Annotated in this window: 24 protein-coding genes and 1 riboswitch; of the genes, 19 read left to right on the plus strand and 5 right to left on the minus strand. The window is 69.5% G+C overall.

Annotated features, from left to right (window positions below; all coding sequences use genetic code 11):
• The first annotated feature begins 2 nt into the window (after nucleotides 1-2).
• The 5 genes from murD to LX88_RS12500 all read left to right on the plus strand — a co-directional run bounded on the left by murD (nucleotide 3) and on the right by LX88_RS12500 (nucleotide 6,179).
• Complete coding sequence (gene murD / locus LX88_RS12480; protein ID WP_258947932.1) at nucleotides 3-1,376, plus strand: UDP-N-acetylmuramoyl-L-alanine--D-glutamate ligase; 1,374 nt, start codon at nucleotides 3-5, stop codon at nucleotides 1,374-1,376.
• An 87-nt stretch (nucleotides 1,377-1,463) separates the two neighbouring features.
• Nucleotides 1,464-2,930: a putative lipid II flippase FtsW gene (gene ftsW / locus LX88_RS12485; RefSeq protein ID WP_443674874.1), complete on the plus strand. Its 1,467-nt coding sequence runs from the start codon at nucleotides 1,464-1,466 to the stop codon at nucleotides 2,928-2,930.
• A 35-nt stretch (nucleotides 2,931-2,965) separates the two neighbouring features.
• Complete coding sequence (gene murG, locus LX88_RS12490; protein ID WP_258947933.1) at nucleotides 2,966-4,069, plus strand: undecaprenyldiphospho-muramoylpentapeptide beta-N-acetylglucosaminyltransferase; 1,104 nt, start codon at nucleotides 2,966-2,968, stop codon at nucleotides 4,067-4,069.
• A complete protein-coding gene (gene murC / locus LX88_RS12495; RefSeq protein WP_258947934.1) occupies nucleotides 4,066-5,433 on the plus strand; it encodes a UDP-N-acetylmuramate--L-alanine ligase in 1,368 nt (455 codons plus the stop codon). The genes murG and murC overlap by 4 nt, the downstream gene beginning before the upstream one ends.
• Complete coding sequence (locus LX88_RS12500; RefSeq protein WP_258947935.1) at nucleotides 5,430-6,179, plus strand: cell division protein FtsQ/DivIB; 750 nt, start codon at nucleotides 5,430-5,432, stop codon at nucleotides 6,177-6,179. The genes murC and LX88_RS12500 overlap by 4 nt, the downstream gene beginning before the upstream one ends.
• 277 nt (nucleotides 6,180-6,456) lie before the next feature.
• Here the strand turns inward: LX88_RS12500 and LX88_RS12505 are convergent, their stop codons facing one another.
• The gene (locus LX88_RS12505; protein ID WP_258947936.1) at nucleotides 6,457-6,582 is read right to left on the minus strand and encodes a hypothetical protein; all 126 of its coding nucleotides are present in this window, start codon (nucleotides 6,580-6,582) and stop codon (nucleotides 6,457-6,459) included.
• A 237-nt stretch (nucleotides 6,583-6,819) separates the two neighbouring features.
• On the opposite strand from LX88_RS12505, the gene LX88_RS12510 reads away from it, so the two are divergent.
• From LX88_RS12510 to LX88_RS12550, 9 genes are all read left to right on the plus strand, one after another.
• A complete protein-coding gene (locus tag LX88_RS12510; protein WP_258947937.1) occupies nucleotides 6,820-7,314 on the plus strand; it encodes a DinB family protein in 495 nt (164 codons plus the stop codon).
• A 340-nt stretch (nucleotides 7,315-7,654) separates the two neighbouring features.
• Entirely contained in the window at nucleotides 7,655-9,007 is a 1,353-nt protein-coding gene (ftsZ, locus tag LX88_RS12515) for a cell division protein FtsZ (RefSeq protein WP_258947938.1), read from the plus strand.
• 517 nt (nucleotides 9,008-9,524) lie between these two features.
• Nucleotides 9,525-10,229, plus strand: a complete 705-nt coding sequence (pgeF, locus tag LX88_RS12520) for a peptidoglycan editing factor PgeF (protein ID WP_258947939.1) — start codon at nucleotides 9,525-9,527, stop codon at nucleotides 10,227-10,229.
• Nucleotides 10,226-10,924, plus strand: coding sequence for a YggS family pyridoxal phosphate-dependent enzyme (locus LX88_RS12525; protein WP_258947940.1), 699 nt, complete (start codon nucleotides 10,226-10,228; stop codon nucleotides 10,922-10,924). Before pgeF ends, LX88_RS12525 begins: the two co-directional genes overlap by 4 nt.
• A gap of 67 nt (nucleotides 10,925-10,991) precedes the next feature.
• Nucleotides 10,992-11,645 (plus strand): cell division protein SepF, encoded by a 654-nt coding sequence (locus LX88_RS12530; RefSeq protein WP_090067507.1) that lies wholly within the window; start codon nucleotides 10,992-10,994, stop codon nucleotides 11,643-11,645.
• Nucleotides 11,646-11,663: 18 nt separating this feature from the next.
• Nucleotides 11,664-11,957 (plus strand): YggT family protein, encoded by a 294-nt coding sequence (locus LX88_RS12535; protein ID WP_372511295.1) that lies wholly within the window; start codon nucleotides 11,664-11,666, stop codon nucleotides 11,955-11,957.
• Between the two features lie 30 nt (nucleotides 11,958-11,987).
• Nucleotides 11,988-12,803: a DivIVA-like cell division protein Wag31 gene (gene wag31, locus LX88_RS12540; RefSeq protein WP_086669281.1), complete on the plus strand. Its 816-nt coding sequence runs from the start codon at nucleotides 11,988-11,990 to the stop codon at nucleotides 12,801-12,803.
• Nucleotides 12,804-12,818: 15 nt separating this feature from the next.
• Entirely contained in the window at nucleotides 12,819-13,304 is a 486-nt protein-coding gene (locus LX88_RS12545) for a hypothetical protein (RefSeq protein WP_258947942.1), read from the plus strand.
• Nucleotides 13,305-13,359: 55 nt separating this feature from the next.
• The gene (locus LX88_RS12550; RefSeq protein WP_258947943.1) at nucleotides 13,360-14,244 is read left to right on the plus strand and encodes an alpha/beta fold hydrolase; all 885 of its coding nucleotides are present in this window, start codon (nucleotides 13,360-13,362) and stop codon (nucleotides 14,242-14,244) included.
• 120 nt (nucleotides 14,245-14,364) lie between these two features.
• Here the strand turns inward: LX88_RS12550 and LX88_RS44240 are convergent, their stop codons facing one another.
• Both LX88_RS44240 and LX88_RS12560 read right to left on the minus strand, forming a co-directional pair.
• Entirely contained in the window at nucleotides 14,365-15,513 is a 1,149-nt protein-coding gene (locus tag LX88_RS44240; protein ID WP_258947944.1) for an AfsR/SARP family transcriptional regulator, read from the minus strand.
• The gene (locus LX88_RS12560) at nucleotides 15,510-15,854 is read right to left on the minus strand and encodes a DoxX family protein (RefSeq protein WP_258947945.1); all 345 of its coding nucleotides are present in this window, start codon (nucleotides 15,852-15,854) and stop codon (nucleotides 15,510-15,512) included. Before LX88_RS12560 ends, LX88_RS44240 begins: the two co-directional genes overlap by 4 nt.
• A 248-nt stretch (nucleotides 15,855-16,102) precedes the next feature.
• Here LX88_RS12560 and ileS point away from each other — a divergent pair, with 248 nt between their 5' ends.
• Nucleotides 16,103-19,207 (plus strand): isoleucine--tRNA ligase, encoded by a 3,105-nt coding sequence (ileS, locus tag LX88_RS12565; RefSeq protein ID WP_258947946.1) that lies wholly within the window; start codon nucleotides 16,103-16,105, stop codon nucleotides 19,205-19,207.
• Between the two features lie 121 nt (nucleotides 19,208-19,328).
• The gene (locus LX88_RS12570; protein WP_258947947.1) at nucleotides 19,329-20,276 is read left to right on the plus strand and encodes a hypothetical protein; all 948 of its coding nucleotides are present in this window, start codon (nucleotides 19,329-19,331) and stop codon (nucleotides 20,274-20,276) included.
• A gap of 97 nt (nucleotides 20,277-20,373) precedes the next feature.
• Here LX88_RS12570 and LX88_RS12575 read toward each other — a convergent pair whose 3' ends face one another.
• Complete coding sequence (locus tag LX88_RS12575) at nucleotides 20,374-20,853, minus strand: SRPBCC family protein (protein ID WP_258947948.1); 480 nt, start codon at nucleotides 20,851-20,853, stop codon at nucleotides 20,374-20,376.
• 58 nt (nucleotides 20,854-20,911) lie between these two features.
• On the opposite strand from LX88_RS12575, the gene LX88_RS12580 reads away from it, so the two are divergent.
• Entirely contained in the window at nucleotides 20,912-21,478 is a 567-nt protein-coding gene (locus LX88_RS12580) for a TetR/AcrR family transcriptional regulator (RefSeq protein WP_258947949.1), read from the plus strand.
• Here LX88_RS12580 and LX88_RS12585 read toward each other — a convergent pair.
• Entirely contained in the window at nucleotides 21,451-22,389 is a 939-nt protein-coding gene (locus LX88_RS12585; RefSeq protein ID WP_258947950.1) for a M28 family metallopeptidase, read from the minus strand. The two genes, LX88_RS12580 and LX88_RS12585, sit on opposite strands and share 28 nt — an antisense overlap.
• A 113-nt stretch (nucleotides 22,390-22,502) precedes the next feature.
• On the opposite strand from LX88_RS12585, the gene LX88_RS12590 reads away from it, so the two are divergent.
• Together LX88_RS12590 and LX88_RS12595 are read left to right on the plus strand one after the other, a co-directional pair.
• On the plus strand, nucleotides 22,503-23,990 hold the full coding sequence (locus LX88_RS12590; RefSeq protein ID WP_307790122.1) for a potassium/proton antiporter: 1,488 nt from the start codon (nucleotides 22,503-22,505) through the stop codon (nucleotides 23,988-23,990).
• 73 nt (nucleotides 23,991-24,063) lie between these two features.
• A riboswitch (SAM riboswitch) is annotated at nucleotides 24,064-24,178 on the plus strand.
• A gap of 37 nt (nucleotides 24,179-24,215) precedes the next feature.
• Nucleotides 24,216-25,547, plus strand: coding sequence for an aminotransferase class V-fold PLP-dependent enzyme (locus LX88_RS12595; protein WP_258947952.1), 1,332 nt, complete (start codon nucleotides 24,216-24,218; stop codon nucleotides 25,545-25,547).
• Nucleotides 25,548-25,554: the final 7 nt, after the last annotated feature.

Below are 25,554 nucleotides of genomic sequence, written 5' to 3' on the forward strand. Positions count from 1 at the left end.
TTATGACCAAGCTGGCCGGGACAAAGGTGCTGGTGGCCGGTGCTGGAGTGACCGGCCGGTCCGCCGCGGAGGCGTTGCTCGCGGCGGGCGCCGAGGTCGTGGTGACGGACTCGTCGGCGGAACGGCTGGCGGCGCTGGAGACGCTGCTCGAAGGCGTCGAGCTGGTGCCAGGGCTGACCGAACCCCCGGCCGGCACGTCGCTGGTGGTCACGAGCCCCGGCTGGCAGCCGTCGAGCCCGTTGCTCGCGGCCGCCGCCTCGGCCGGCATCGAGGTCATCGGCGAGGTCGAACTGGCCTGGCGGATGGGCACCGAGCTGGCCGACCCGCCGGTGTGGCTCGCGGTGACGGGCACGAACGGCAAGACCACGACGGTCGGCATGCTGGAGTCGATCCTGCAGGCCGCCGGCGCGGACGCCGTGGCCTGCGGGAACGTCGGCCTGCCGGTCGTGGACGCGCTGCTGGCCGGACGCCGGGTGCTCGCGGTGGAGCTGTCGAGCTTCCAGCTGTACTGGGCGCCTTCGGTGCGTCCGCAGGCCGGCGCGCTGCTCAACCTCGCCGAGGACCACCTCGACTGGCACGGCGGCATGGACGCCTACGCCCAGGCCAAGGCCCGGATCCTCACCGGCGACGTGGCGATCGGCTGGCTCGACGACGAACTCGTCGGCGACCTGCTGGAGGCCTCGACCGCGCGTGACCGCATCGGCTTCACGCTCGACGAACCCGAGGACGGCCAGCTCGGCGTGCGCGACGGCTGGCTGGTCGACCGCGCGTTCGCCGACGACGAGGCGCTGGTCGAGGTCGCGAAGATCCGTCCGGCAGGCCCTCCCGGCATCGCGGACGCACTGGCCGCCACGGCTTTGGCGCGCGCGTACGGCGTGCCGTCCGCGGCCGTGCGCGAGGGCTTGGAGGCGTTCGAACCGGCCGCGCACCGCGCCGTGCTCGTCACCGTCGACGCCACCGGCATCAAGTACGTCAACGACTCGAAGGCGACGAACCCGCACGCGGCCGTGGCTTCCCTGCGGGCGTTCGACAGCGTCGTCTGGATCGCTGGTGGGCTGCTCAAGGGCGCGTCGGTCGAGGAGATGGTGCGGACCGAGGCCCGCCGGCTTCGAGGCGCGGTGCTGATCGGCGCCGACCGTGCCGTGATCGCGGAGGCTCTCGCGAAGCACGCGCCGGACGTGCCGGTTCGCTCGCTCGACGTCGATGGGGCCGAAGATCCGATGCTGGCGGTCGTCCGTGCCGCGCAGGAACTCGCGCAGCCCGGTGACACGGTGCTGCTCGCTCCCGCGGCGGCGTCGATGGACATGTTCAGCGACTACGCGCACCGGGGGCAGGCGTTCACGGACGCCGTCAAGCGCCTCACGGGTGGCCGGTAGGGTCGAAAGGGGGCCACCCCTCAGCGAAAGGGGCGACACGCCCCAGGAATCCCCGTTCGAGCGCTTGACACAGGAGACGATGATCCGGTGACCGTCGTCGCCGACAATCCGAGGACCAAGCGGAAGGTTCGTCCCGCAGGCCGCATCTCATCGTTGCGCAGCGGCATGACCTCGTGGCTCAGCCGACCGCTCGCCGACTTCCACCTGTTGCTCGCGATCTTCGGCATGCTCACCGTGCTCGGCCTGGTGATGGTGCTGTCGGCCTCGGCGCCGGGACAGGTCGCGTCGGGCGTGTCCGCGTACAGCGTGTTCCAGAAACAGCTGATCTACGTGTGCATCGGCGCCGTGCTGTTCTGGGTGATGCTGCGGTTCCCGTTGCGCCGGCTCCGGCACGTCTCGACGGCCGCGATGGGCATCGGCGTGGTGCTGCTGGCGCTCGTCCTGACGCCGCTCGGTGACGTCCGCGGTGGCGCGCGCTCGTGGTTCACGCTCGGGCCTGTTTCCTTCCAGCCGATCGAGGCCGTGAAGCTCGCGTTGGCGTTGTGGGGCGCGCACGTCCTGGTGACCAAGCGGGCGCTGCTGTCGCAGTACCGGCACCTGCTGGTGCCCGTCGTGCCGGTGGCGATGCTGGTGTTCGCGCTGGTCATGCTGCAGCCCGACCTCGGCGGCACGATCACGCTCGGCGTGGTGCTGATCAGCCTGCTGTGGTTCGTGGGCGCGCCGATGCGGTTGTTCGGCGTGATCGCCGGTGGCGCGGTGGCGGGTGCCGTCGTGCTCGCGATCGGTGCCACGTACCGGCTGCAGCGCGTGACGTCGTTCCTCAACCCCGACGCCGATCCCGACGGCGCCGGTCACCAGGCACGCCAGGCCATGTTCGCGCTCGCCGACGGCGGCCTGTTCGGCAAGGGACTCGCCCGGGGCAGCTCGCAGTGGCGGTACCTGCCCAACGTCGAGTCGGACTTCATCTTCGCCGTCATCGGCGAGGAACTCGGGTTCGTCGGGTGCGGTCTGGTGCTGGTGCTGTTCGGCGGGCTCGCGTGGGTCGGCCTGCGGATCGCCTCGCGCAACACCGACCCGTGGATCCGGATCGTGGCCGCGACGCTGACGGTGTGGCTCGTCGCGCAGGCCGCGATCAACATCGGCTACGTCGTGCAGCTGCTGCCCGTCACGGGCCTCACGCTGCCGATGATCTCCTCCGGCGGCACCTCGATCGTGACGACCATGATCGTGTTCGGCATCCTGGCGAACTGCGCCCGGCACGAGCCCGAGGCCGTGGCCGCGCTGCGTTCGCTAGGTCCCGGCCGCGTCGGAGGTCTGCTCCGGCTGCCCGCCCCCGAGGCGTACCGGCCACCGGCCAAGCGCAAGCCGGTCCGCCCGTCCACGCCTCCCCGCGCACCAGGCCGTTCACGCACGCAGCAACTTCCAGTGGTGGACGAACGTCGTATGGCTGGACGCTCCGCTCCGCCTTCGGAGTACCGTCGCCGCGACTCGCGGCGCACGCAGGGCCGTTCAGAGCAAGGCAGGTCGACCCGCGGTCGCGGGCGATCCAACTGAATTCGATCTTCAGCCAACTACCTTCGGGAGAAGTCTTGACCGGGCACCCTGCCCCCAGTGGTCCGTGCGTCGTGGTCGCCGGCGGTGGCACCGCCGGACACATCGAGCCGGCACTGGCGCTGGCCGACGCGGTCATGCGGCTGCGGCCGGACGCGCGTGTCGTCGCGCTCGGCACCGAACGCGGCCTGGAGAACAAGATCGTGCCGGCCCGCGGCTACCCGCTGGAGCTGATCCCGCCGGTGCCGATGCCGCGCAAGCCCACCCTGGACCTGCTGAAGCTGCCGCTCAACGTGCGCAGCGCCGTGAAGCAGACCCGCGAGGTGCTGGAGCGAGTCGGCGCGGACGTCGTCGTCGGCTTCGGCGGCTACGTGGCGCTGCCCGCGTACCTGGCCGCGCGTGGCCGCATCCCGATCGTGGTGCACGAGGCGAACGCCAAGGCCGGGCTCGCGAACAAGGTCGGCGCGAAGTTCGCCGCGCACGTCGCGGCGGCCGTGCCGGACTCCGGGCTGGTGGACGCACAGATCATCGGCATCCCGCTGCGCCAGTCGATCACGTCGCTCGACCGCGCCGCGTTGCGCGCCGAGGCCCGCCGGTTCTTCGGCCTGGACCCGCACGCGCCGGTGCTGCTGGTGTTCGGCGGTTCGCAGGGCGCGCGTTCGATCAACGAGGCAGTGGCGCCGGTCTCGGCCGAGTTCGCCCGTGCCGGCGTCGGTGTGCTGCACGCGTACGGCCCGAAGAACTCCGTTTCGGTGCAACAGGTTCCGGGCGCCCCGGCGTACGTGCCGGTGCCGTACCTGGAGCGCATGGACCTGGCGTACGCCGCCGCGGACGCGGTGCTCTGCCGTTCGGGCGCGATGACCGTCGCCGAGGTGTCGGCCGTCGGCCTGCCCGCGGTGTTCGTGCCGCTGCCCATCGGCAACGGTGAGCAGGCGCTGAACGCCGGCCCGGTCGTCTCCGCGGGCGGCGGCTTGCTCGTGCCGGACGCGGAGCTCACGCCGGAGAAGGTCGTATCGCTGGTGGTGCCGCTGATGGCGGACCGCAACCGGCTCGCGCAGATGTCCCGCGCGACGCTCGGCACCGGCCGTCGCGAGGCGGACGAGATCCTGGCCCGCTCCGTTCTGGATGTGATCAAGAAATGAGCCTCGAACGCGTTCACCTCGTCGGCATCGGCGGTGCCGGCATGAGCGGTATCGCGCGGATCCTGCTGGCGCGCGGCGTGCAGGTGTCCGGATCGGACGCCAAGGACTCGCGGACCGTGCTGGCGCTGCGTGCCCAGGGCGCGCGGATCGCCGTCGGTCACGCCGCCTCGAACCTGGACCAGCTCGTGGGCGGTCCGACCGAGGTCGTGGTGTCGACCGCGATCAAGGACACCAATCCCGAGTACGCGTCGGCCCGTGAGCGTGGCATCACCGTGCTGCGCCGTGCCGAGGCGCTCGCAGCGTTGATGGAAGACCATCGCGTCGTGTGTGTCGCCGGTACGCACGGCAAGACGTCGACCACGTCGATGCTCACCGTCGCGTTGCAGCACTGCCGGGTTGACCCGTCGTTCGCGATCGGTGGTGACCTGAACGAGTCCGGTGCCAACGCCCACCAGGGCACCGGCGGAGTGTTCGTGGCCGAGGCCGACGAGTCCGACGGCTCGTTCCTGTTCTTCTCGCCGTCCGTCGCCGTCGTGACGAACGTGGAGGCCGACCACCTCGACCACCACGGCACCGTCGAGGCCTACACGGCCGTGTTCGACTCGTTCCTGGAACGGATCGTGCCGGACGGCGTGCTGGTGTCCTGTGTGGACGATCCCGGTGCCGCTCGCCTGATCACCGAGGCCCGTGCGCGGGGGATCCGGGTGCGCGAGTACGGCCGTTCCGCGTCCGACGCGCGTCTCGTCGACTACAAGCCGCTGGAAACCGGTGGCCTGGCGTCGGTCGAGATCGACGGCGTGGCGGTCGAGGTCCGGGTCGCGGTGCCGGGCGAGCACATGGCGTTGAACGCGATCGCCGCTCTGCTGGCCGGTCTGGAGCTCGGCGCGGACCAGGCGGGGCTGCTCGAAGGCCTCGCGGCCTTCGGTGGCGTGCGGCGGCGGTTCGAGTTCAAGGGCCGCGGCAAGGGTGTGTCGGTGTACGACGACTACGCGCACCACCCGACCGAGGTCGACGCACAGCTGCGTGCCGCGCGTCCGGTCGCAGGCGCGGGCCGTGTCATCGTGGTGTTCCAGCCGCACCTGTACTCGAGGACCCGTACGTTCGCCACGGAGTTCGCCGCCGCGTTGTCGCTGGCGGACGAGGTCGTCGTGCTGGACGTCTACGGAGCCCGCGAGGAGCCCGAACCCGGCGTGACCGGCGGGTTGATCGCCGAGCAGGTCACGGCTTCCGTGCACTACGAGCCGTCGTTCGACCGCGTCCCCGCACTGGTGGCCTCGCTGGCACGGGAGGGCGACCTGGTGGTGACCATGGGCGCGGGCGACGTGACGATGCTCGGCCCCGAGATCGTCAGCGCGCTGTCATGAGCGCACCGGTTCGCGGCAGGTCCACGCGAGTTCGCTCCGCGAACCGGAGACCGAAGAGCGCCGAGTACCGGGCGCGGAGCAGGGTGATCCTGCGCCGCCGCCTGGTGGCGTTGCTGACAGTGCTTTCCGTGCTGGCACTGGCCTACTGCGTCTTCTTCACCCCGTTGCTCGGCGTCCGCCAGGTCGACGTCCGCGGCAACGTGGCGCTGACCGAGGACGAGGTCCGTGCCGTAGCGGAGATCGAGGCCGGCTCCCCGTTGGTGCGCTTGGACCTCAAGGAGATCCACGACCGCGTGGCCGGCATCCCGCGCGTCGCCGCCGTGGAGGTCGAACGCCAGCTCCCCGGCACGGTCCGGCTGCTGCTCACCGAACGCGTCCCGGTCGGCTCGGTGAAGCTGCCCGACGGCTTCCACCTCGTCGACTCGACCGGCAAGGACTACGCCGTCCTCCCGGCCCCCGCGCCGGGCGTGCCCGAACTGGTGCTGACGCTGCCGTCGTCCTCGGACCCGGCTACTCGCGCCGTGGTCGGGGTCGTGAACGAACTGCCGGAGAAGCTGCGGCCCAACGTGCTGTCGGTGGCGGCGACGACCAGTGCCGACGTGAAGCTGACGCTGTCAGGGAACCGCGTGGTGAAGTGGGGCAGCTCCGACGACACGGCACGCAAGGCGGCCGTGCTGCTCGTGCTGCTCTCGCGGCCAGGCACGACCTACGACGTGTCGTCGCCGGACCTGGCCACGGTCTCCTAGCGTGGGCACGCCCAGCACCTTGTTGTCCTGTTTGAGGATCTCCACCTGCGCGCCGTCGCGCATGTCGCTGTAGCCACCAGAACCGCAGCGTCCGGTGACGGTCATGCTGCCCCCGACGGTGAACGTGCCGGGTGCGCACGGAGGTCCTTCAGTCCGAGGTCGTGTTCGTCACGGCCGTGGTGCCGGTGGCCGTGACGGCGTGGGGAACCGGCGCGGCCGCCGGTTCCGGGACCGATGGATCGGTTGCGAGCACAAAGGATTCTCCTGTGAGTCCGGGTCAGCCGTTCGGCCTCAGCCGCGCCGTCGCGACCCGTGCGACGAGGCTGCCCAGCCTGCTCGTGACGAGTTCCAGGACGATCGCTTCGACGACGAGCGAACGCACGGACGCGGGTGCGGGTGCCAAGACATGCCTCCTGGTGATGAACGACTACCTGCTCATCGGACAGCCATCCGCGGTATTAGCCGTCTTGATCGTTGTCACCCGAAGGAAGTACTCAGGCCGGGCCACGTCGTGCTTGCGGGCGCTGGTCTCGCCGGACCGTAGGCGGCGTTGCGCTTTGCGGGACACCAGTTGGCGGACTGGGGCAGCGGCGGATAAATGCGGTGCGGTGACCTCGCGCGCTCATGCAGGCTGCGCCGCATGACACGAGTTGTACCGCCCTTTGTCGCTGATGAGCGTGCGACGTACACGGCCCTGTTGGACTACCTGCGCGCCACGATCGAACTGAAGGTCGAGGGCCTCAGGGACGCCGACGCGACGCGGGCGGTGCTGCCCTCGAAGCTGACGACCGCGGCCGGCGTGGTGAAGCACGTGCGGTGGACCGAGCACCACTGGTTCGAGGTGGTGCTCGCGGGCCGTGACTCGCGCGCGCCGTACACGATGGAGGACCCCGACGCGGACTGGCGCGTCGAGGAGGGCGAGACGCTCGCCGGGTTCCTGGCGGACTACCGCGCGCAGTGCGACACCAGCCGGGAGGTCCTCGCCGGTCTGGAGCTCGACGCCGAGGTGCCGTTCCGGGGTGATCGGACGATCTCGGCCCGCTGGGTCCTCGCGCACCTCGTCGACGAGACCGCCCGGCACGCCGGCCACCTGGACGTGGTCAGGGAACTGCTGGACGGGACCGTCGGCGACTAGCTCGCGCTTCTCCTGGTCAAGGCAAGCTGGGCGAGCGTCCCCGACGGAAAACGTCGATAGGACGGGCGAGACGATCTCCGATTCGAGGTCCGACTAGGCTTGCGGGTGCGTCGTACTCAGGACCGTACGCGCTACTTGACGGCACGACCGGGGAGTAGTAGCGCACAGTGTTGGGACCCTACGGCGTGGCTGCTGGACCGACGCACCGCTGGTGCTTACCGTCCAGCAGGAACATACGGGGTTGACATAACTCTGGGCCTCGACGAGAGGTTGAGAGTCTCAATCCGGGTGCAGCACACCCAGCACCACAGCGCGGACCACGATCAGGAAGGCGGATCCGATGACGCCCCCGCACAACTACCTCGCGGTGATCAAGGTCGTCGGCATCGGTGGTGGCGGTGTCAACGCCGTCAACCGCATGATCGAGGTCGGGCTGAAGGGCGTCGAGTTCATCGCGGTGAACACCGATGCCCAGGCCTTGCTGATGTCTGATGCCGACGTGAAGCTCGACATCGGCCGGGAGTTGACCCGCGGCCTCGGTGCGGGCGCGAACCCCGAGGTCGGGCACAGGGCCGCCGAAGACCACCGCGAGGAGATCGAGGAGGTCCTCAAGGGGGCCGACATGGTCTTCGTCACCGCGGGTGAGGGCGGCGGCACGGGTACCGGCGGCGCCCCGGTGGTGGCCTCGATCGCCCGCAAGCTCGGCGCACTGACCATCGGTGTCGTGACCCGCCCGTTCTCCTTCGAGGGCAAGCGCCGCGCCAAGCAGGCCGAAGACGGCATCCAGGCGCTGCGCAACGAGTGCGACACGCTCATCGTCATCCCGAACGACCGGCTGCTGCAGCTCGGCGACATCGGCGTGAGCCTGATGGACGCCTTCCGCTCCGCGGACGAGGTGCTCCTGTCCGGTGTCCAGGGCATCACCGACCTGATCACGACCCCCGGTCTGATCAACCTGGACTTCGCCGACGTCAAGTCGGTCATGTCCGGCGCGGGTTCGGCGTTGATGGGCATCGGCTCGGCGCGAGGAGAGGGCAGAGCGGTGCAAGCCGCGCAGAAGGCCATCAACTCGCCACTGCTGGAAGCCTCGATGGAGGGCGCGCACGGCGTGCTGCTGTCCATCGCCGGCGGCTCCGACCTGGGGTTGTTCGAGATCAACGAGTCGGCCTCGCTCGTCCAGGAGGCCGCGCACCCCGACGCGAACATCATCTTCGGTACGGTCATCGACGACTCCCTGGGCGACGAGGTCCGGGTCACGGTGATCGCGGCCGGCTTCGACGCCGGAGGCCCGACCCACAAGAAGCTGGAGCCGACGGCGCTGTCCTCGCCGCCTCGGACGGCCAGCGGGCCGATCGCCTCCGCCACGGCCACGCCTACCCACGTGCAGCAGCCGGTGGCTCAGACTCCGCCGCCCGTTCAGGCGCCTGTCGCTCAGGCACCCGTTCAGGCTCCGGTCCAGCACCCGGTCCAGCAACCAGTTCAGCATTCGGTCCAGCCCGAGGTTCGGCACGCGCCGCCTGTGCAGCAGCCTCCTACCACGGTGCCGCCTCAGCCTTCGCCGGCTCAGGGGAACGGGTACGTGCCCTCCGCGCCTCGGTCCTTGTCGCCCAACGGGTCGTTGCCTTCTCGGGCTGTGCCGGTTACCGAGGACCCTGACGATGAGGTGGATGTGCCGCCGTTCATGCGGCGGTGAGGTTCGGGTCTGGCCGTTTCGGGTCGGAGCTGCTTTGGCTGGCGCCGGGGCTGTTGCCGGACCTGATGTGCCGGACTTGATGTGCTGATCTTGTCGGACCCCCTGAGTAGCGTTTGGGCTCAGGGGGTCCTTCTATTGGGGGGACGCCTGCGTCAGCTTGGCTGCCTTGCGGTTTCGGGGTGGGTGGGCGCGACCTTGTGGGTGGTTGGGTTGCGGGCGGCCTGGTTGCCTTGCGTGCTCTCCCTGGGGCTCTGCCCCGGACCCCGGCAATCTGATCAGGGGGTCCGCGCCACGGGTGGGTTGATGGCACGCCTGTTGCGTTGGGCGGCTGCCTGTTGCTTAGAGGGTTGCGGTGGCGATGGGACCCCACCGCCTATGCCTTGCAGTAAGGACGGCTCGCCTGCGGCATCGCGTGCGGGAAGACAGCTCGCCTTCGGCTTCGTGTGGGTGGCGGCATCGCCATCGGTGTCTGCGGGGGAGGGCTGGGGTGCGTGTTCGTGCGAACTAGGGTGTGAGTGTGCGCATTCGTCGTGTTGTCACCACCCGTGCCGGTGGCGTGTCCAAGGCGCCTTACGAGTCGTTCAACCTCGGCGATCACGTTGGGGACGACCTTCGAGCCGTTGAGGCGAACCGGGGGCGGCTGGCTGAGGGGATCGGGCTTTCTGCTGATCGGTTGGTCTGGATGGAGCAGGTGCACGGGCGCACTGTTGCCACCGTGGACGGGCCGCAGGCTGAGCCGCTTGAGGCTACTGATGCCGTTGTGACGAAACGGGCTGGTCTCGGGCTTGTCGTGTTGACTGCTGACTGTGTGCCGGTTCTGCTCGGGGATCAAGAGGCCGGGGTTGTCGGGGCCGTGCACGCTGGGCGTGTTGGTGCTCGGGTTGGTGTTGTCGTCGAGGCTCTCAAGGCGATGATGGCGCTGGGGGCCGAGCTTGAGCGCGTTGAGGTTTTGCTTGGGCCCTCGGTGTGCGGTGAGTGTTACGAGGTGCCCGCCGAGATGCAGAAGGACGTCGAGAAGCACTTGCCCGGTAGTGCCTCCAAGTCGCGGAAAGGTACGCCTGCCTTGGATTTGCGGGCCGGGCTGTGGAATCAGCTCGCCAGTGCCGGGGTCGGGAAGATCGGGGTCGATCCTCGGTGCACGTTCGAGGAGAAGGACCTGTTCAGCCATCGGCGGCAGGCGCCTACCGGGCGGCTTGCCTCGGTGATCTGGATTGAGCCGTGAACCGGGCCGAGGAGTTGGCGGCGAACCTCGCGGAGGTCGAGGAGCGCATCGCCAAAGCGTGTGAGGTGGCTGGGCGGGCTCGGGACGAGGTGATGTTGCTGGCGGTGACGAAAACGTGGCCCGCCAGCGATGTGGAGATCCTTTACGGGCTCGGGCTCCGGCATTTCGCCGAGAACCGCGACCAGGAGGCCGGTGCGAAGGTCGGCCAGTTGAGACACCTCGGCGAGGCGCGGTGGCACATGGTCGGGCGGTTGCAGCGGAACAAGGCGAAGTCCGTCGTCGAGTGGGCCGACCAGGTCGACTCCGTGGACAGCGTCCGGCTGGCCGAGGCGCTGGCGAAGGCCGCGCACGCGAAAGGCGCCAAGCTTGACGTGTTGCTGCAGGTCAGCATCGACGGGGACACGTCGCGCGGTGGGGTTGCTGTTGCGGATGTGGCGGAACTGGCTGGCGTGATCACTCGTTCGGGTGATCTTATTCTCCGAGGTGCGATGACTGTCGCGCCTCGGACGATGGAGCCATCGCAGGCGTTTCAGGCGTTGGTTTCGGTGGTATCTCGCCTACGTGATGATCATCCCACTGCCACCCATGTGTCAGCGGGATTGAGCGGTGACCTGGAAGATGCCATCTCGCACGGATCGACCTGTGTGCGTGTCGGAACGGCGTTGCTCGGCGGCCGGCGACTAACCTCGCCATAGGTTGTCGGGAACCTCGGGACCGTCCGCACCGTCCCTAAGAGTGGGGAACCGCCGAGGAGGGGCTGGAATGAGCGCTTTGCACAAGCTGAAGGCCTACTTCGGGATGGTCCCCGCCGAGTACGCAGACGACCCCGGCTACGACGACGACCGCGGCCGCTACGGCGACTACCGGTCCGAGTACGCGGCCGAGGCCGACGACTACGACCCGTATCCGCGGCGCAGCCGCGTGTTCACACCGGGCCGGTCGGAGCTCCAGGGCTCCGGGTACCGGGCCGACATCGACGAGCCGGACGACTACGAGCCCGAGTCGCGGCGCGGGGGCAACCCCCCGGGCACGCGGCGCTGGAGTGCCGATGCACCCGTGCACGGCGCACTCGCTGTCGAGCCGCAGCGCGAACCCGTGAGCAGGCTGCGCCCGGTTGCCGAGCCGGCAGGCAACCCGTTGGCGCGCATCACCACGCTTCACCCCCGTACCTACAGCGAGGCGCGCACGATCGGGGAGCACTACCGCGACGGCACCCCTGTGATCTTGAACCTGACCGACATGGACGACGCGGACGCGAAGCGTCTCGTCGACTTCTCGGCCGGACTGGCGTTCGCTCTGCGCGGGTCCATGGACAAGATCACGAGCAGGGTGTTCCTTCTCTCACCGCCGAACGTTGACGTCACGGCGGAGGACCGCAGGAAGCTGGCCGAGGGCGGGTTCGGGAACCACGGTTAGAGTTGACCTGTGTTCTCCATTCGTCTCGTCCTCTTCTACGTCCTGTTCGCGTTCTCCCTGTTCCTGACCGCGCGTGTCGTGGTCGAGATGGTGCGGACGTTCGCGAGGGAGTGGCGCCCAGCGGGCGGCGTAGCCGTGACGCTTGAGACCGTCTACACGGTCACCGACCCACCGGTTCGTGTGCTCCGTCGGGTGATCCCGACTGTGCGGATCGGGGGCGTCGGGCTGGACCTATCGATTATTGTGCTGTGGCTGGTCGTTATCATTCTGATGCGATTTGCAGATCCCAGGGTGACGGGGACCATGGGATGACCGCAGCCCAGGAGTGCGAGAGGTGATCCGATGCCGTTGACCCCCGCTGATGTGCACAACGTTGCATTCAGCAAGCCGCCGATTGGCAAGCGGGGCTACAACGAGGACGAGGTAGACGCGTTCCTCGACCTGGTTGAGGGCGAGCTCGCCCGCTTGATCGAGGAGAACAACGACCTCCGTCAGCAGGTCGAGCAGCTCGACCAGCAGCTCGAGACGTCGCGTGCCGACCTCGACGACGCGCGAGCGAAGGCTTCTGCCAGCCCCATGACGACCCGTATGCCGGTGGAGGAGCCGCGCCGCCTGGCGCCGGTCCCGCCGCCCTCGGTCATGGAGCAGACGTCCCCCGGTGGTGGCGGAGACCACCACGTGCAGGCCGCGAAGGTCCTGGGCCTTGCCCAGGAGATGGCGGACCGGCTGACGGGCGAGGCGAAGGCCGAAGCGGACGGCATGCTGTCCGAGGCGCGCACGAAGTCCGAGCAGCTGTTGTCCGAGGCCCGTGCCAAGGCCGACACGATGGTCAACGAGGCGCGCACGCGTGCCGAGACCATGCTGAACGACGCGCGGACGCGTTCCGAGACGCTGGAGCGGCAGGCCCGTGAGAAGGCCACCGCGCTGGACCGTGACGCGCAGCGCAAGCACGCTGAGGTGATGGGCAACATCACCCAGGAGAAGAACACGCTCGAGAAGCAGATCGACAAGCTGCAGACGTTCGAACGTGAGTACCGCACGCGACTGAAGACGATGCTTGAGTCGTCCCTGCGCGACCTCCAGGACCGCGGCCCCGCCGCTCCGTCCGAGGGTCGGTCCCAGGGCTACTCCTTCGGCGCACGCGCCGAAGCCGGCTGAACTACTGTTCGCTAGGTGCTCTTCGTAGTTCTGCTTCTGGTGCTGGCAGCCCTCGGGTTGCTCGTTCCTGCGCTGGCCACGTCCAACACGATCTGGGCGTGGTCTTCAGTGGGCGCGAGCGTGCTCGCTGCCCTGGTCCTGGCTTGGGACTGGTGGCGGAGACGGCCGGGGGACCCCGCTGCCGACGCGCAGAGTGTAGATCAACTACGTGCAGCTGATGATCAACGGGTGGCGGGGCCGGCGGTAGCCGACACGCCGTCCGCTGACGAGGAACCACCGGAAGAGGACACCGACGCGGCGGACATGCTCGTCGTGGCCGATCTGGTGGACGAGGTGCGGGTGCTGGACGAACGGCCCCGATACCACCTGAGTTCGTGCTCCTGGCTTGCCGGGAGGCCCACGCTGGGCCTCCCGGTGCAGGAGGCACGGCAGTTGCAGTTCACGCCGTGTGCGCTGTGCACCCCGGACGCGGTCCTGGTGCGCAGAAGCCGTACCGCGTGATCTGGAATACGTCGTTTCGCGGACCGACGGAGTAGTCGCGCGCTAAGAACGACACATGTCGCTGAGATCTGTGCTGCGTGTCGTGCTGGTCGCCGCAGTCGTCCTGATCAGTGTCGCCCCGGCGACCGCTCAGCCCGACGCGGAGCTGAACCGGTGCGTCCCCGCAGGTCTGCGCCATGACTCGGTCAGCTTCAGGACAGAGGACCACGTCGTGCTGCGTGGGCTGGTCCTGGGCAGTGGGACGAGCGGTGTGCTGCTCGCACCCGGTGCAACCGAGTCCGTCTGCGCGTGGCTGCCACTGGCGCGAGAGCTCGCGGATGACGGCTACCGAGTGCTCCTCTACCAGTCGCGTTCCGGCCCGATCCCGACGGGCGCGTATCGCTACGACCTGGACCTGAGGAGCGCCGCCCTCGAACTGGGCCGTCTTGGAGCCACCTCGACGGTGGTCGGCGGTGCGGGCATCGCCGCCACCGCGGTCGCGGCGACAGCAGAGAAGATCCGGGGTCTGAAGGGCATGATCCTGCTCGCTCCCTTCGCGATCACGAGGATGGGCACGGACCTCGACGCGGTGGCGGGGGTCAGGGCGGTCCACGTGCCGTCGTTCATCGCCGCGTCGGAGGACGACGTCATCGATCTCCAGGAACTCGGCATGGGCAGGACGCACATGGCCGACTACGCGCGTCAGGTGGCCGGTGCCGCATCGGACGGCAGGCTGGAGATCGTGCCGGGCGCTGCCAGTGGAGTCGTGCTGACCGAGAACTCGGCGATGAGGGACAAGGTGCGGGCCTTCGTTCGCCAGGCGTCGCCTCCGCCGACCTTCGTCGAGCGCTGGAAGGCACCGATCAGCGGCGTTGTGCTGTTCGTACTCCTGGCGGCCGGAGTGGTCCTGCTCCGCAGGCGGAACACGACCACCCCTCCCGACGTCAGCACCGGTAGCTGATCTTCACGCGGAGCGCGTTGTCCGGCTCGTGGCCTTGACGCGTTGGCCTCGGCGTCGAACACGAAGCTCGACTACTCGCCGGCGGAGGCGACTCCCGCGCCCAGCAGGGAAAGAGCGCACTCAGAGCACGACCGGGCGTGCCCCGTGGGCGGTGACGAGGCCCGGCAGGCGTTCGCGGCTCGTCACGACGACCCGGCAGCGCGGTGTTCCCGGTAGCAGCGGCACGACCTGTGCGGTGTCCGCGGCGTTGTCGAGCACGATCAGCATCCGCCGGTCGGCCAGCAACGTGCGGTAGAGCGCTGTCTGCGCGTGCGGCTCCGGCGGGATGCCGTCCGGGCTGGTGCCCAGCGCGGTGATGAACTCGCGGACGACGTCGGCCGGGTCGGAGCCGCCGAGCGCCACGAACAGCTGGCCGTCGGGGTAGTCGGCGGCGTGTTCGTGCGCCCAGTGCAACGCGAGCCGCGTCTTCCCCGTCCCGGCCGGACCGGTGATCGTGACGATCGGTCCGTCCAGGTCGAGGGCCGCCAGTTCGGCTGCCATGCCGGCGAAATCCGCCGGGGCGGGCGGAAGTTGGCGCGGGCTCCATTGTGGACGCTCGACCAGCGACGCGTGCAGGTCGCGCAACGCGGGGCCGGGGTCGAGGCCCAGTTCGTCCGCGAGCCGATGGCGCAGCCGTGAGTAGTAGCCGACCGCTTCGGCGCGTTGGCCGGCACCGATCAACGCACGCATCAGTTGTCCCGCAAGCCGTTCGTCGAGCGGGCGTTCGGACGTGCGCCCGGTCAGTTCCGCGACCAGTGACATGTGCTCGCCTGCGGCCAGGCGCGCGTCGGTGTGGTCCAGTTCGGCCGCGGCGACCTCACCCGCCAGCGTCTCGCGAAGACCGGCGAACCACGTGCCGTGCAGCCCCTCGAACGGTTCGCCGCGCACGAGCGCCATGGCCTCAGCAGGCCGTGCGAGCGCCACGAGAGAGCGGAAGTGGTGCAGGTCGATCGACGCGGGGTCGGTCTCCAGCACGTACCCGCCGGAGCGGCGCACGATCGGGATGCCGTCCAACGCCGTCCGCAACCGCGACACGTAGCTGTAGAGCGCGGCTCTCGCCTGCCGCGGCGGCGCATCGCCCCACACCCGCGACAGCAGCTTGTCGACGCCGACGACCTGGTTGACGTCCACCAGCAACACCGCCAGCACGCTGAGCTGACGTGCGTGACCCACGTCGACGAGGGCGGTGCCCCGCCGGACCTCGGGCGGGCCGAAGAGGTGGAACCTCACCGGTCCAGGAACAGGAGCAACGCGAGCAACCCGAGCAGCGCGAGGTCCACGACGACACCGGTGGGCTTCGAGTCGTACCGCAAGCGCGTGATCGTGGCACCGACCATCAGCAGCCCGAGGCCGGCGGTGGCCGCGTGCGCCACCCACTCCCAGGTGACCAGCCCGACGACGAGGCCCGCCGCGCCCGCCCACTCCAGCGCGCCGATGGTGCGCCACAGCGCCGGGTTCATCCGGAAGTGGTCGCGTGCCTCGAGTGACGCCTTCGCGCCGAACAGCTTGCCCGCGCCCGTCGCCACGAACAGCAGGGCCAGCACGATCGACAACGCGATGGTCAACGTCATCGGCCGAGCATACGGTTTGCGCCTCCGGTTACCCTGTAACTCACAGGCACCGATCCGGCCATCACCGGGGAGCCTCCGGAAGAACGGATGCGCGAGCATCTCAGTAGAACCGGACGGGACCGGCCCGTCACAGCCGAAGAACGAGAGGCTCGCCCCCGTGGCGGGCAAGCGGGGTGGTACCGCGGCAGGCCGAGCCACATCGGTGTGTCGTCCTCGCGTGTCGCATCTGACCGCGAGGAGCAGTGGAGATGGCCTACCCCAGGGCCGGAGCGAACGAGGTCCCGGCGCAGCCGTCCTTTCCGAACCTCGAGCAGGACGTGCTCGGGTACTGGAAGGACGACGAGACCTTCCAGGCGAGCATCGACCGCAACCCGGCCGGCGAGCACGGCGAGAACGAGTTCGTCTTCTACGACGGCCCGCCGTTCGCGAACGGCCTGCCGCACTACGGGCACCTGCTGACCGGCTACGTCAAGGACGTCGTGCCGCGCTACCAGACGATGCGCGGCAAGCACGTCGAGCGCCGGTTCGGCTGGGACACGCACGGCATGCCCGCCGAGTACGAGGCGGAGAAGCAGCTCGGCATCACGCAGAAGCACGAGATCGACGAGCTGGGCATCGAGAAGTTCAACGAGGCGTGCCGCACGTCCGTGCTGCAGTACACGGACCAGTGGCGCGAGTACGTGACGCGGCAGGCTCGCTGGGTCGACTTCGACAACGACTACAAGACGCTCGACCTCGACTACATGGAAAGCGTCATGTGGGCGTTCAAGGCCTTGTGGGACAAGGGCTTGATCTACGAGGGCTTCCGGGTGCTCTGGTACTGCTGGCGTTGCCAGACGCCGCTGTCCAACACCGAGACCAAGATGGACGACGCCTACCGGGACCGGCAGGACCCCGCCGTCACGGTGGCGCTGCGCCTGGAGTCTGGCGAGAAGGCCCTGGTCTGGACGACGACGCCGTGGACGCTGCCGAGCAACCTCGCCGCCGCCGTGCACCCGGACGTCGACTACGTGACGGTCGTGGGCTCCGACGGGGACAGGTACCTGCTCGCCGAGGCCCGTGTCGCGGCGTACGCGCGTGAGCTGGGTGAGGAACCCGAGGTCGTCGCCCGCTACAAGGGATCGGACCTCGTCGGCAAGAAGTACCTGCCGCCGTTCGACTTCTTCGCGGGCCGCGAGAACGCGCACCAGGTCCTGACGGCCGACTACGTGACCACCGACGACGGCACGGGCATCGTCCACATCGCACCGGCGTTCGGTGAGGACGACAAGGTCGTGACGGACGCGGCGGGCATCGAGGTCGTCGTGCCGGTCGGGCCGGACGGCAAGTTCACCGCGGAGGTGGCGCCGTACCAGGGCGTGCACGTCTTCGAGGCGAACAAGCTGATCATCCGCGATCTCAAGGAAGCGGGCCTGCTGCTGCGTCACGAGACCTACGACCACCCGTACCCGCACTGCTGGCGCTGCCAGAACCCGCTGATCCAGCGCGCGCTGTCGGCGTGGTTCGTCGCGGTCACGCAGTTCAAGGACCGGATGGTCGAGCTCAACCAGCAGATCAACTGGGTGCCCGGCCACATCAAGGACGGCCAGTTCGGCAAGTGGCTCGAGAACGCGCGTGACTGGAACATCTCGCGCAACCGGTACTGGGGCTCGCCGCTGCCCGTGTGGACCTCGGACAACCCCGAGTTCCCGCGCACGGACGTGTACGGGTCGCTGGACGAGCTGGAGCGTGACTTCGGCGTGCGCCCGGACAACCTGCACCGGCCGTTCATCGACGAGCTGACGCGGCCGAACCCGGACGACCCGAGCGGCCAGTCGGTGATGCGGCGCATCCCGGACGTGCTCGACTGCTGGTTCGAGTCGGGTTCGATGTCGTTCGCGCAGGTGCACTACCCGTTCGAGAACGCGGACTGGTTCGAGAACCACTACCCGGGCAACTTCATCGTCGAGTACAACGGGCAGACGCGTGGCTGGTTCTACACGCTGCACGTGCTCGCGACGGCGTTGTTCGACCGGCCCGCGTTCCGCGACTGCGTGGCGCACGGCATCGTGCTCGGTGACGACGGCCAGAAGATGTCCAAGTCGCTGAAGAACTACCCGGACGTCAACGAGGTCTTCGACCGCGACGGCTCCGACGCCATGCGCTGGTTCCTCATGGCGTCGCCGATCCTGCGCGGCGGCGACCTGGTGGTGACCGAGCGCGGCATCCGCGACGCGGTGCGCCAGGCGGTGCTGCCGTTGTGGAACTCCTGGTACTTCCTCGCGTTGTACTCCAACGCTTCCGGGAAGGAGGGCACGTGGCGGGTCGACTCGAAGAACGTGCTCGACCGGTACGCGCTGGCGAAGACGCACGACCTGGTGCGCGACGTCCAGGCGGCGATGGACGTCTACGACATCTCCGGTTCGTGTCAGCTGGTGCGTGAGTACCTGGAGGTGCTGACGAACTGGTACGTGCGGCGGTCGCGGCAGCGGTTCTGGGACGGCGAGCAGGACGCGATCGACACCCTGCACACCGTGCTGGAGATCGTCACGCGCGTCACGGCGCCGTTGCTGCCGTACACGTCCGAGGTCGTGTGGCGCGGGCTGACCGGTGGCCGTTCGGTGCACCTGACGGACTTCCCGTCGGTGTCGGACGTGCCGGCGGACGACGCGCTGGTCGCGGCGATGGACGAGGTGCGCGACGTCTGCTCGACGGCGTTGTCGCTTCGCAAGGCGAACAAGCTGCGCGTGCGGCTCCCGCTGGCGCGCCTGACGGTGGCGTCCCCGGTGGCGGGCCTGCTGGAGGACTACGCCGGCATCGTCCGCGACGAGGTCAACGTCAAGGAGGTGTCGCTGTCCACGGACGTCGACGCTTACGGGCAGTTCCAGCTGGTCGTCAACGCGCGGGCGGCCGGGCCGCGGCTCGGGCCGAACGTGCAGAAGGTCATCAAGGCCGTCAAGGCCGGTGACTGGTCCGAGGTCGACGGCAGGATCGTCGCCGCCGGTGTCGAGCTGTTCGAGGGTGAGTACGAACAGCGCCTGGTGGCAACGGATCCGGCCGCGACGTCCGCACTGCCCGGTGGCGCCGGTGTCGTCGTGCTCGACACGGTGGTGTCGCCGGAGCTGGAGGCCGAGGGTGTCGCGCGTGACCTGGTGCGCGTGGTGCAGCAGGCCCGCAAGGACGCCCAGCTCGACGTGTCCGACCGGATCACGCTGACGCTGGAGCTTCCCGAGGCGGTGCGTGCCGCGGTGGAGCCGCACCTGGCGTTCGTCCAGGCGGAGACGCTGACGACGTCGGTGGTGTTCGGCGAGGGCACGGCCGAGGGCACCGTCGGTGACGGCGCCAAGGTGAAGGTCGCCGTCGCGAAGGCCTGATCCGCACGAGTGAACCGCGGGGCCGCCGTCTTCGGACGGCGGCCCCGCGTCGTGTGAGTACGAGCAAAGTGTCAGACCCTCTCGCTACGGTCGGACCAGGCCAACTAGCAAGGGGGTTGCGATGGTCCTGACTGGGGGATGGCGCGTCTTGGCGGGCGCACTGGTCCTGTCGGCCGGTGTGGTGGTGCCCGCCACCGCGTCGGCTGATCCGGCGGCCGATCCGGTCGCCGCGTGCACGTCGTGGGAGTACGTCGAACTGCCGGTGCCGCCTGCCGTGCGCAGCCACGGCGTGGTGTCGGCGGCCGGCTCGTTCGCCGTGGGCACCGGGTCGTTCTGGTCGATGTCCGGCAGCACGGCGCTGGTGTGGAAGGACGGGCAGCTGGTCGACCAGCTGTCTTCCTTCCGCAACCCGTCGTGGGCGCAGGACGTGAACTCGTCCGGTGTGGTGATCCTGACCGCGCAACTGTTCCCGGCCGCCGCGCGGTGGCGGGCGGGCGTGCCGGACTCGGTGCAGGGGTTGCAGGGCCTGCCCGGCGAGCACCGGGTCGAGGCCCTGGACATCAACGAGCGCGGCGACGTGCTCGGGCGTTCGGACGGCAAGCCGGTGGTGTGGCCGGCGGATTCCGCTGTGCCGCAGAGGGTTCCGGGCACGGACGCGTCGTGGATGCCGGTGGGCTTGGCGGACGACGGTTCGGTGCTGGCCTCGTCGGGCGGCATCGCGCACTGGATCCGCCCGTCCGGCGAGGTCGTCCCGCTCGGCAGCGCCGAGGTGCGTGCGGTGCGCGGGAACAACGCCGTGGGCGTGGCCGATTCGAAGGTCGTCAGGTGGGACGTGTCGGGCGCGGTGAGCGAACCGTACGCCTTCGCCGCGGAGGTCCTGGCGGTGAACTCCCACGGTCACCTGCTCGGCAGGACCACCTGGGGCGACACGGAGTTGTGGGCGGATCCCAGCGGTTCGCGTCCGATGCCCGGCGTGCCCGCGTACCCCTCGCTGACCGACGAGGGCGACGTCTACGGCACGTCCGGCACGTCCCCGTTGCTGCTCGACTGCACGGGAGGTGCGCGATGAGTTCGCGGCCGACGTCAACGCATCGGGCACGGTCCTGGTCAACTCCTCTGAGGGAGCACTTTCCCGGTCCGTCCGCGATCTGGCGCTCCACGCCGGTTCACGCGCGCTGTGAGTGACCGGGCCGTGAGTGATCGGGGTTCGCCCGTGGAGTGAACATCCGCCGCACCAGCCTGACCCAGGGCGACCATCGGGCTGGTGCGGCGGGTTCCCGGCCCGCCGCTCGTTCGCAGACGTCGAACAGGTCCTCGAGGCACGCGTCGTGCAGCCACCGGATCGCCAGCGCCCAGCGCAGCCGGTCGACGAGGCCGAACCGGCCGATCAGCTCGTGCCGCAGGACCGTGCCGGACGCCGAGAGCGTGTGGCTGCCCGACATGTCGGTGAACTCGAAGGTGATCGAGTCGCCGGGCACGAACTCCGTGCAGCGGTAGCGGATGGGGCCGTGGCCCCCGTCGGCGCCGACTCCCAGCGGCCGGTCGAACTCCTGCTTGCCCCAGGTGGGCGGCCAGAGTTCCTGGATGCGCTCGATGAACGGGCCCGCGGGCACGCCGAGGTCGCGGATGTGCACGTTCTTGATCATGTGAATCCCCTCCATACGCTGGCGTATGTTCCTGGAACGTACGCTAGCGTATGGAAGCGTGGCGCGGAGGAATCAGGACGACTGGACTGAGATAGCGCTGAGAGCGCTGGCCGAAGGCGGGCTCCAGGCCGTCGCGATCGAGCCGCTGGCGGCGCGGGCCGGAGCCACCAAGGGCAGCGTCTACCACCACTTCCCGAACCGCGAGGCGCTCCTGAAGGCGACCGTCGAGCGGTGGGAGCGGGAGCACACCGAGAAGGTCATCGAGCTGGTCGAGTCCGGAAGGACGCCGCACGAGAAGCTCAGGACGCTGTTCACCGTGGTGCTCGACCAGACCCGCAAGGGGTCGGTGGAGATGGCGTTGCAGGCGGGCGCGGGCAACGAGGTGATCGCGCCGGTCCTCCAGCGCGTCACCGAGAAGCGGATCGGCTACCTGACCGAGTTGTTCGAGCAACTCGGGTTCGACCAGGAGCACGCGAAGAAGCGCGCGCTGATCGCGTTCAGCCTCTACCTGGGCCAGGCGCAGATGTGGGCGACGGTGCCCGGCCTCGTCGAACCGGTGCTCGACGAGGCCGTGCAGGTGCTCACCCAGAGATCAGATCAGGCCGCGGTGGCCCACAACGCGTAGGCGATCACGTCCGCGTTGCGGTCGAGAGCCGTCACGTTGACGTTGGACGTCGTGTCGCAGGAGCGGTGGTAGCAGCGGTCGTAGGCCTGGCCGGCCGTGCCGCCCCACTTCCGCGCCTGTGCCGTGGTCTTGGTCTGCTCGGCGCCGGTGAAGGTGCCGCCGGTCGCGATGCCCTCCTGCGCGAACGCCGCGTGGTCGGAGCGGCCGTTGACCTTGGTGAGCTCGGTCTGGACCCCGATGGAGGTGAAGCCCGCCTGCAGTCGCTGCTGCAGAGCCAGCGCGCCGGGGACGGTGGGCGGCTCGGCGGCGTCGTAGACGAAGTAGCCCGGGTTCGGCGAGCCGGTCATGTCGAAGTTCAGGTACGCCTTGATCCTCGACTTCTCGGTGGCGGACAGCGAGCTCACGTAGGCCCGCGAGCCGCGCAGGCCGAGTTCCTCCGCGCCCCACCAGCCGAACCGCACGTGCTTGGTGGGCTGGAAGTTCGTCGCCTTCATCTGGAGGGCGACCTCCAGGATCGACGCGGAGCCCGTGCCGTTGTCGTTGATGCCGGGGCCCGCCGTGACGCTGTCGAGGTGGCCGCCCAGCATGACGACGTTGTTCAGGTCGCCACCGGGGTAGTCCGCGATCAGGTTGTAGCCGGTGGCGCCGCCGTAGGTGAACGACTGGACGCGCGTGGTGAAACCGGCCGCGTCGAGCTTGCTCTTCACCCAGTTGATCGAGGCCAGGTACCCCGGTCGTCCGTGTGCGCGGTTGCCGCCGTTGGCGTTGGCGATCGACTGGAACTGGTTCAGGTGTGCTTGGACGTTCGCGACGTTGATGTTCGGCGCGGCGAGGGCCGCGGGGGCCGACGCTTGCGCGGTGGTCGCTCCGGTCACCATCAAGGCGGCCGCCAGCGCGATCAGGATCCTCATGGTTCAACTCCGTGCAGGGTTAGGGATTGAGCCACTGATCAACATGCTCCTCCGTGCATGAGCGCGGTAGAGGCGATCGTCGGATTCGTCGGAATCGGTGGTGATCAACCAGAATGGTCCAGGTGGGTGACGTCACGGTCGTTCTGGGCATCGGCGCGGCCGTACTGCTGATCTCCGTGATCGCGGTGCGGGTGTCGACTCGGCTCGGGCTGCCCTCACTCCTGCTGTACCTCGGCATCGGCGTGGTCCTCGGCGAGTCCGTCGTCGGCATCAAGTTCGACGACGCCGACCTCACCCAGTCGCTCGGCATCGCGGCGCTGGTGCTGATCCTGACCGAGGGCGGCATCACCACCCGCTGGAGCGCGGTGAAGTCCTCGCTGTGGCTGGGCGTCGCACTGTCCACAGTGGCCGTCGCCGTGAGCGTGGCGGTGACCGGAACGGCGTTGCACTTCCTGCTGGGCCTCGACTGGCGGATGGCGCTGCTGTGGGGCGCGGTGCTGTCGTCCACCGACGCGGCCGCCGTCTTCAGCGTCCTGCGCTCGCTGGGCGTCGGCGCGCGGCTCACCGGCGCGCTCGAACTGGAGTCCGGCCTCAACGACGCGCCCGTCTTCATCGCCGTGGTGCTGCTGGCCTCGTCGGACCAGATCTCCTGGACCGCGCCGCTGCTGGTGGTCTACGAACTGGGCGCGGGCGCGCTCGTCGGAGTGGCGCTCGGGTATCTCGGCGGGGCCGGGCTCAGACGGGCGGCGCTGCCCTCCACCGGTCTGTACCCGCTCGCCACGGTGGCGGTGTGCGTGATCGCCTACACGGCCGGCGACCTGCTGCACGCCTCCGGGTTCCTCGCCACGTACGTCGCCGCGCTGGTCCTCGGCAACGCCCGCCTGCCGCACCGCGCCGACACCCTCTCGTTCGCCGAAGGCCTCGGCTGGCTCGCCCAGATCGGCCTCTTCGTGCTGCTCGGCCTCTACGCCTCGCCGTCACGCCTGCTCGACGTGCTGTTCCCCGCGCTGGTCGCGGGTGTGGTGCTGACGTTCGTGGCCCGGCCGCTGTCGGTGGTCCTCGCCTCGCTGCCGTTCAAGGTGCCGTGGCGCGAACAGGCGTTCCTCTCCTGGTCGGGGTTGCGCGGCGCGGTGCCCATCGTGTTCGCGCTGATTCCCCTGATCCAGGGCGTCGAGGGCGCGCGTGAACTGGTCGACGTGGTGTTCCTGCTGGTCATCGTGCTGACGGTGGTGCAGGGCACGACGCTGCCGCTCCTGGCGCGACGCCTCGGTCTGGTGAAGGCGGGCGAGGTGCAGGAGGTCCAGGTCGACTCCTCGCCCCTCGACGAGCTGGGGGCCGAGCTGCTGCAGGTGCACATCCAGCGCGGGTCGAAGCTGCACGGCGTCTACATGTCCGAACTGCGGCTACCGACCGGAGCCACGGTCAGCCTCGTGGTGCGCTCGGGGAAGAGTTTCACGCCACAACCGACGACGAGGCTGCAGACGGACGACCAGTTGCTCATCGTCAGCACGGAAGAGTCGCGCGACGCCGCTGAGCGGCGCGTGCGTGCCGTCGACAGGGCCGGCCGCTACGCCAGGTGGAAGGGCGAGACCGGCGATTAGTCGGTCTCCGACGCTTCTCACGATGTGAATCGGGTGTCGACGGGAGTGTCACCCTCCGCTAACGTCGTCGGCAGGTCATGAGAGCCAGCGTCAAGCCCAAGCTTGCTGGCCGGCAACCCTCCAACCGCGGTGGGGTGCCCTTGGTGAGGACCTGGTCCGGCGCGTGGGGCGCCGGTCAAGCGCGGGCCTTCGCACAACGGGGCCCCTGGCCTCGGAGGCAGCTCGATGACGCTCGCGATCACCCCTGGAACCACCACTTCCGTTCCGGCTGTCGTCGGCTCCGACCTGCGCGTTCCCCTGGTCACCGGAGAGCGCGTCACCTACGCCAACCTCGACCACGCGGCGTCGGCGCCCTGTCTTCAGGAGGTCCGCGACGCCGTCGACGAGCTGCTGCCCTGGTACGCCAGCGTGCACCGCGGCGCCGGGTTCGCCTCGCAGGTCTCGACCCGCGTATACGAGCAGGCCCGCGACCGCATCCGCAGGTTCGTCGGGGCGCACTCCTCCGACGCCGTCGTCTTCACCCGCAACACCACGGACTCGCTGAACCTGTTGGCGCGCAGCGTTCCCAAGAACACCGCCGTCGTGCTGTTCGACAGCGAGCACCACGCTGCGCTGCTGCCGTGGCGTGGTCCGAACGTTCAGCGCGTTCCCGCTCCGTCTTCGTCCGGTGCTGCTGTTGTCGCACTGGACCGGGCGTTGGCCGCCGCCCCGGTCGGCCCTCGGCTCGTGATCGTCACCGGGGCGTCCAACGTCACGGGGGAGCTGTGGCCGGTCGCCGAGCTCGCGAAGGTCGCCCGCCGCCATGGCGCGCGCATCGCGCTCGACGCCGCGCAGCTCGCCCCGCACCGCCCGATCAACGCCCGTGAGCTGGGCGTCGACTACATCGCGTTCTCCGGCCACAAGATCTACGCGCCCTTCGGCGCCGGCGTGCTGGTCGGCCGCGCGGACTGGTTGCAGCAGGCCCAGCCATACCTCGTGGGCGGCGGCGCCACGTCCAAGGTGACCGACCACGGCGACCGCCTCGGCGTCGCCTGGTCCGCGGTGCCCGAGCGGCACGAGGCCGGCAGCCCGAACGTCGTCGGCGTGCACGCGCTGGCCGCGGCATGCGAGATCCTGTCGCGGCACTGGGAGCAGACCGTCGCGCACGAGCAGGAACTGCTGACGCGCCTGCAGAACGGCCTGCGCGCCGTCCCCGGCTTCCGCGAGCTCGCGATCCTGGAGGACGCGGACAAGGTCGGCGTCGTGAGCTTCACGATCTCCGGCTTCGACGCGGGCTTCCTCGCGGCGGCGCTGTCCGCCGAGTACGGCATCGGTGTGCGCGACGGAGCGTTCTGCGCGCACGTGATCGTGGGACGCCTGGTCAAGCAGGCCGGATCGCACGAAGAGCGTGCCGTGCGCGCGTCGGTCGGCCTCGGCACGACGGCCGAGCACGTCGACCGTCTGATCGCCGCGCTGCGCACCCTGGTCACCGAAGGTCCGAAGTGGACCTACGAGCAGCGCGACGGCCGTTGGGTGCCGCAGGACGACAACCGAACCCTGCCGCCGTTCCTCGCGTAGTCCCTGT

This window comes from Lentzea californiensis (genome assembly GCF_024648825.1).
GTDB lineage: Bacteria > Actinomycetota > Actinomycetes > Mycobacteriales > Pseudonocardiaceae > Lentzea > Lentzea californiensis.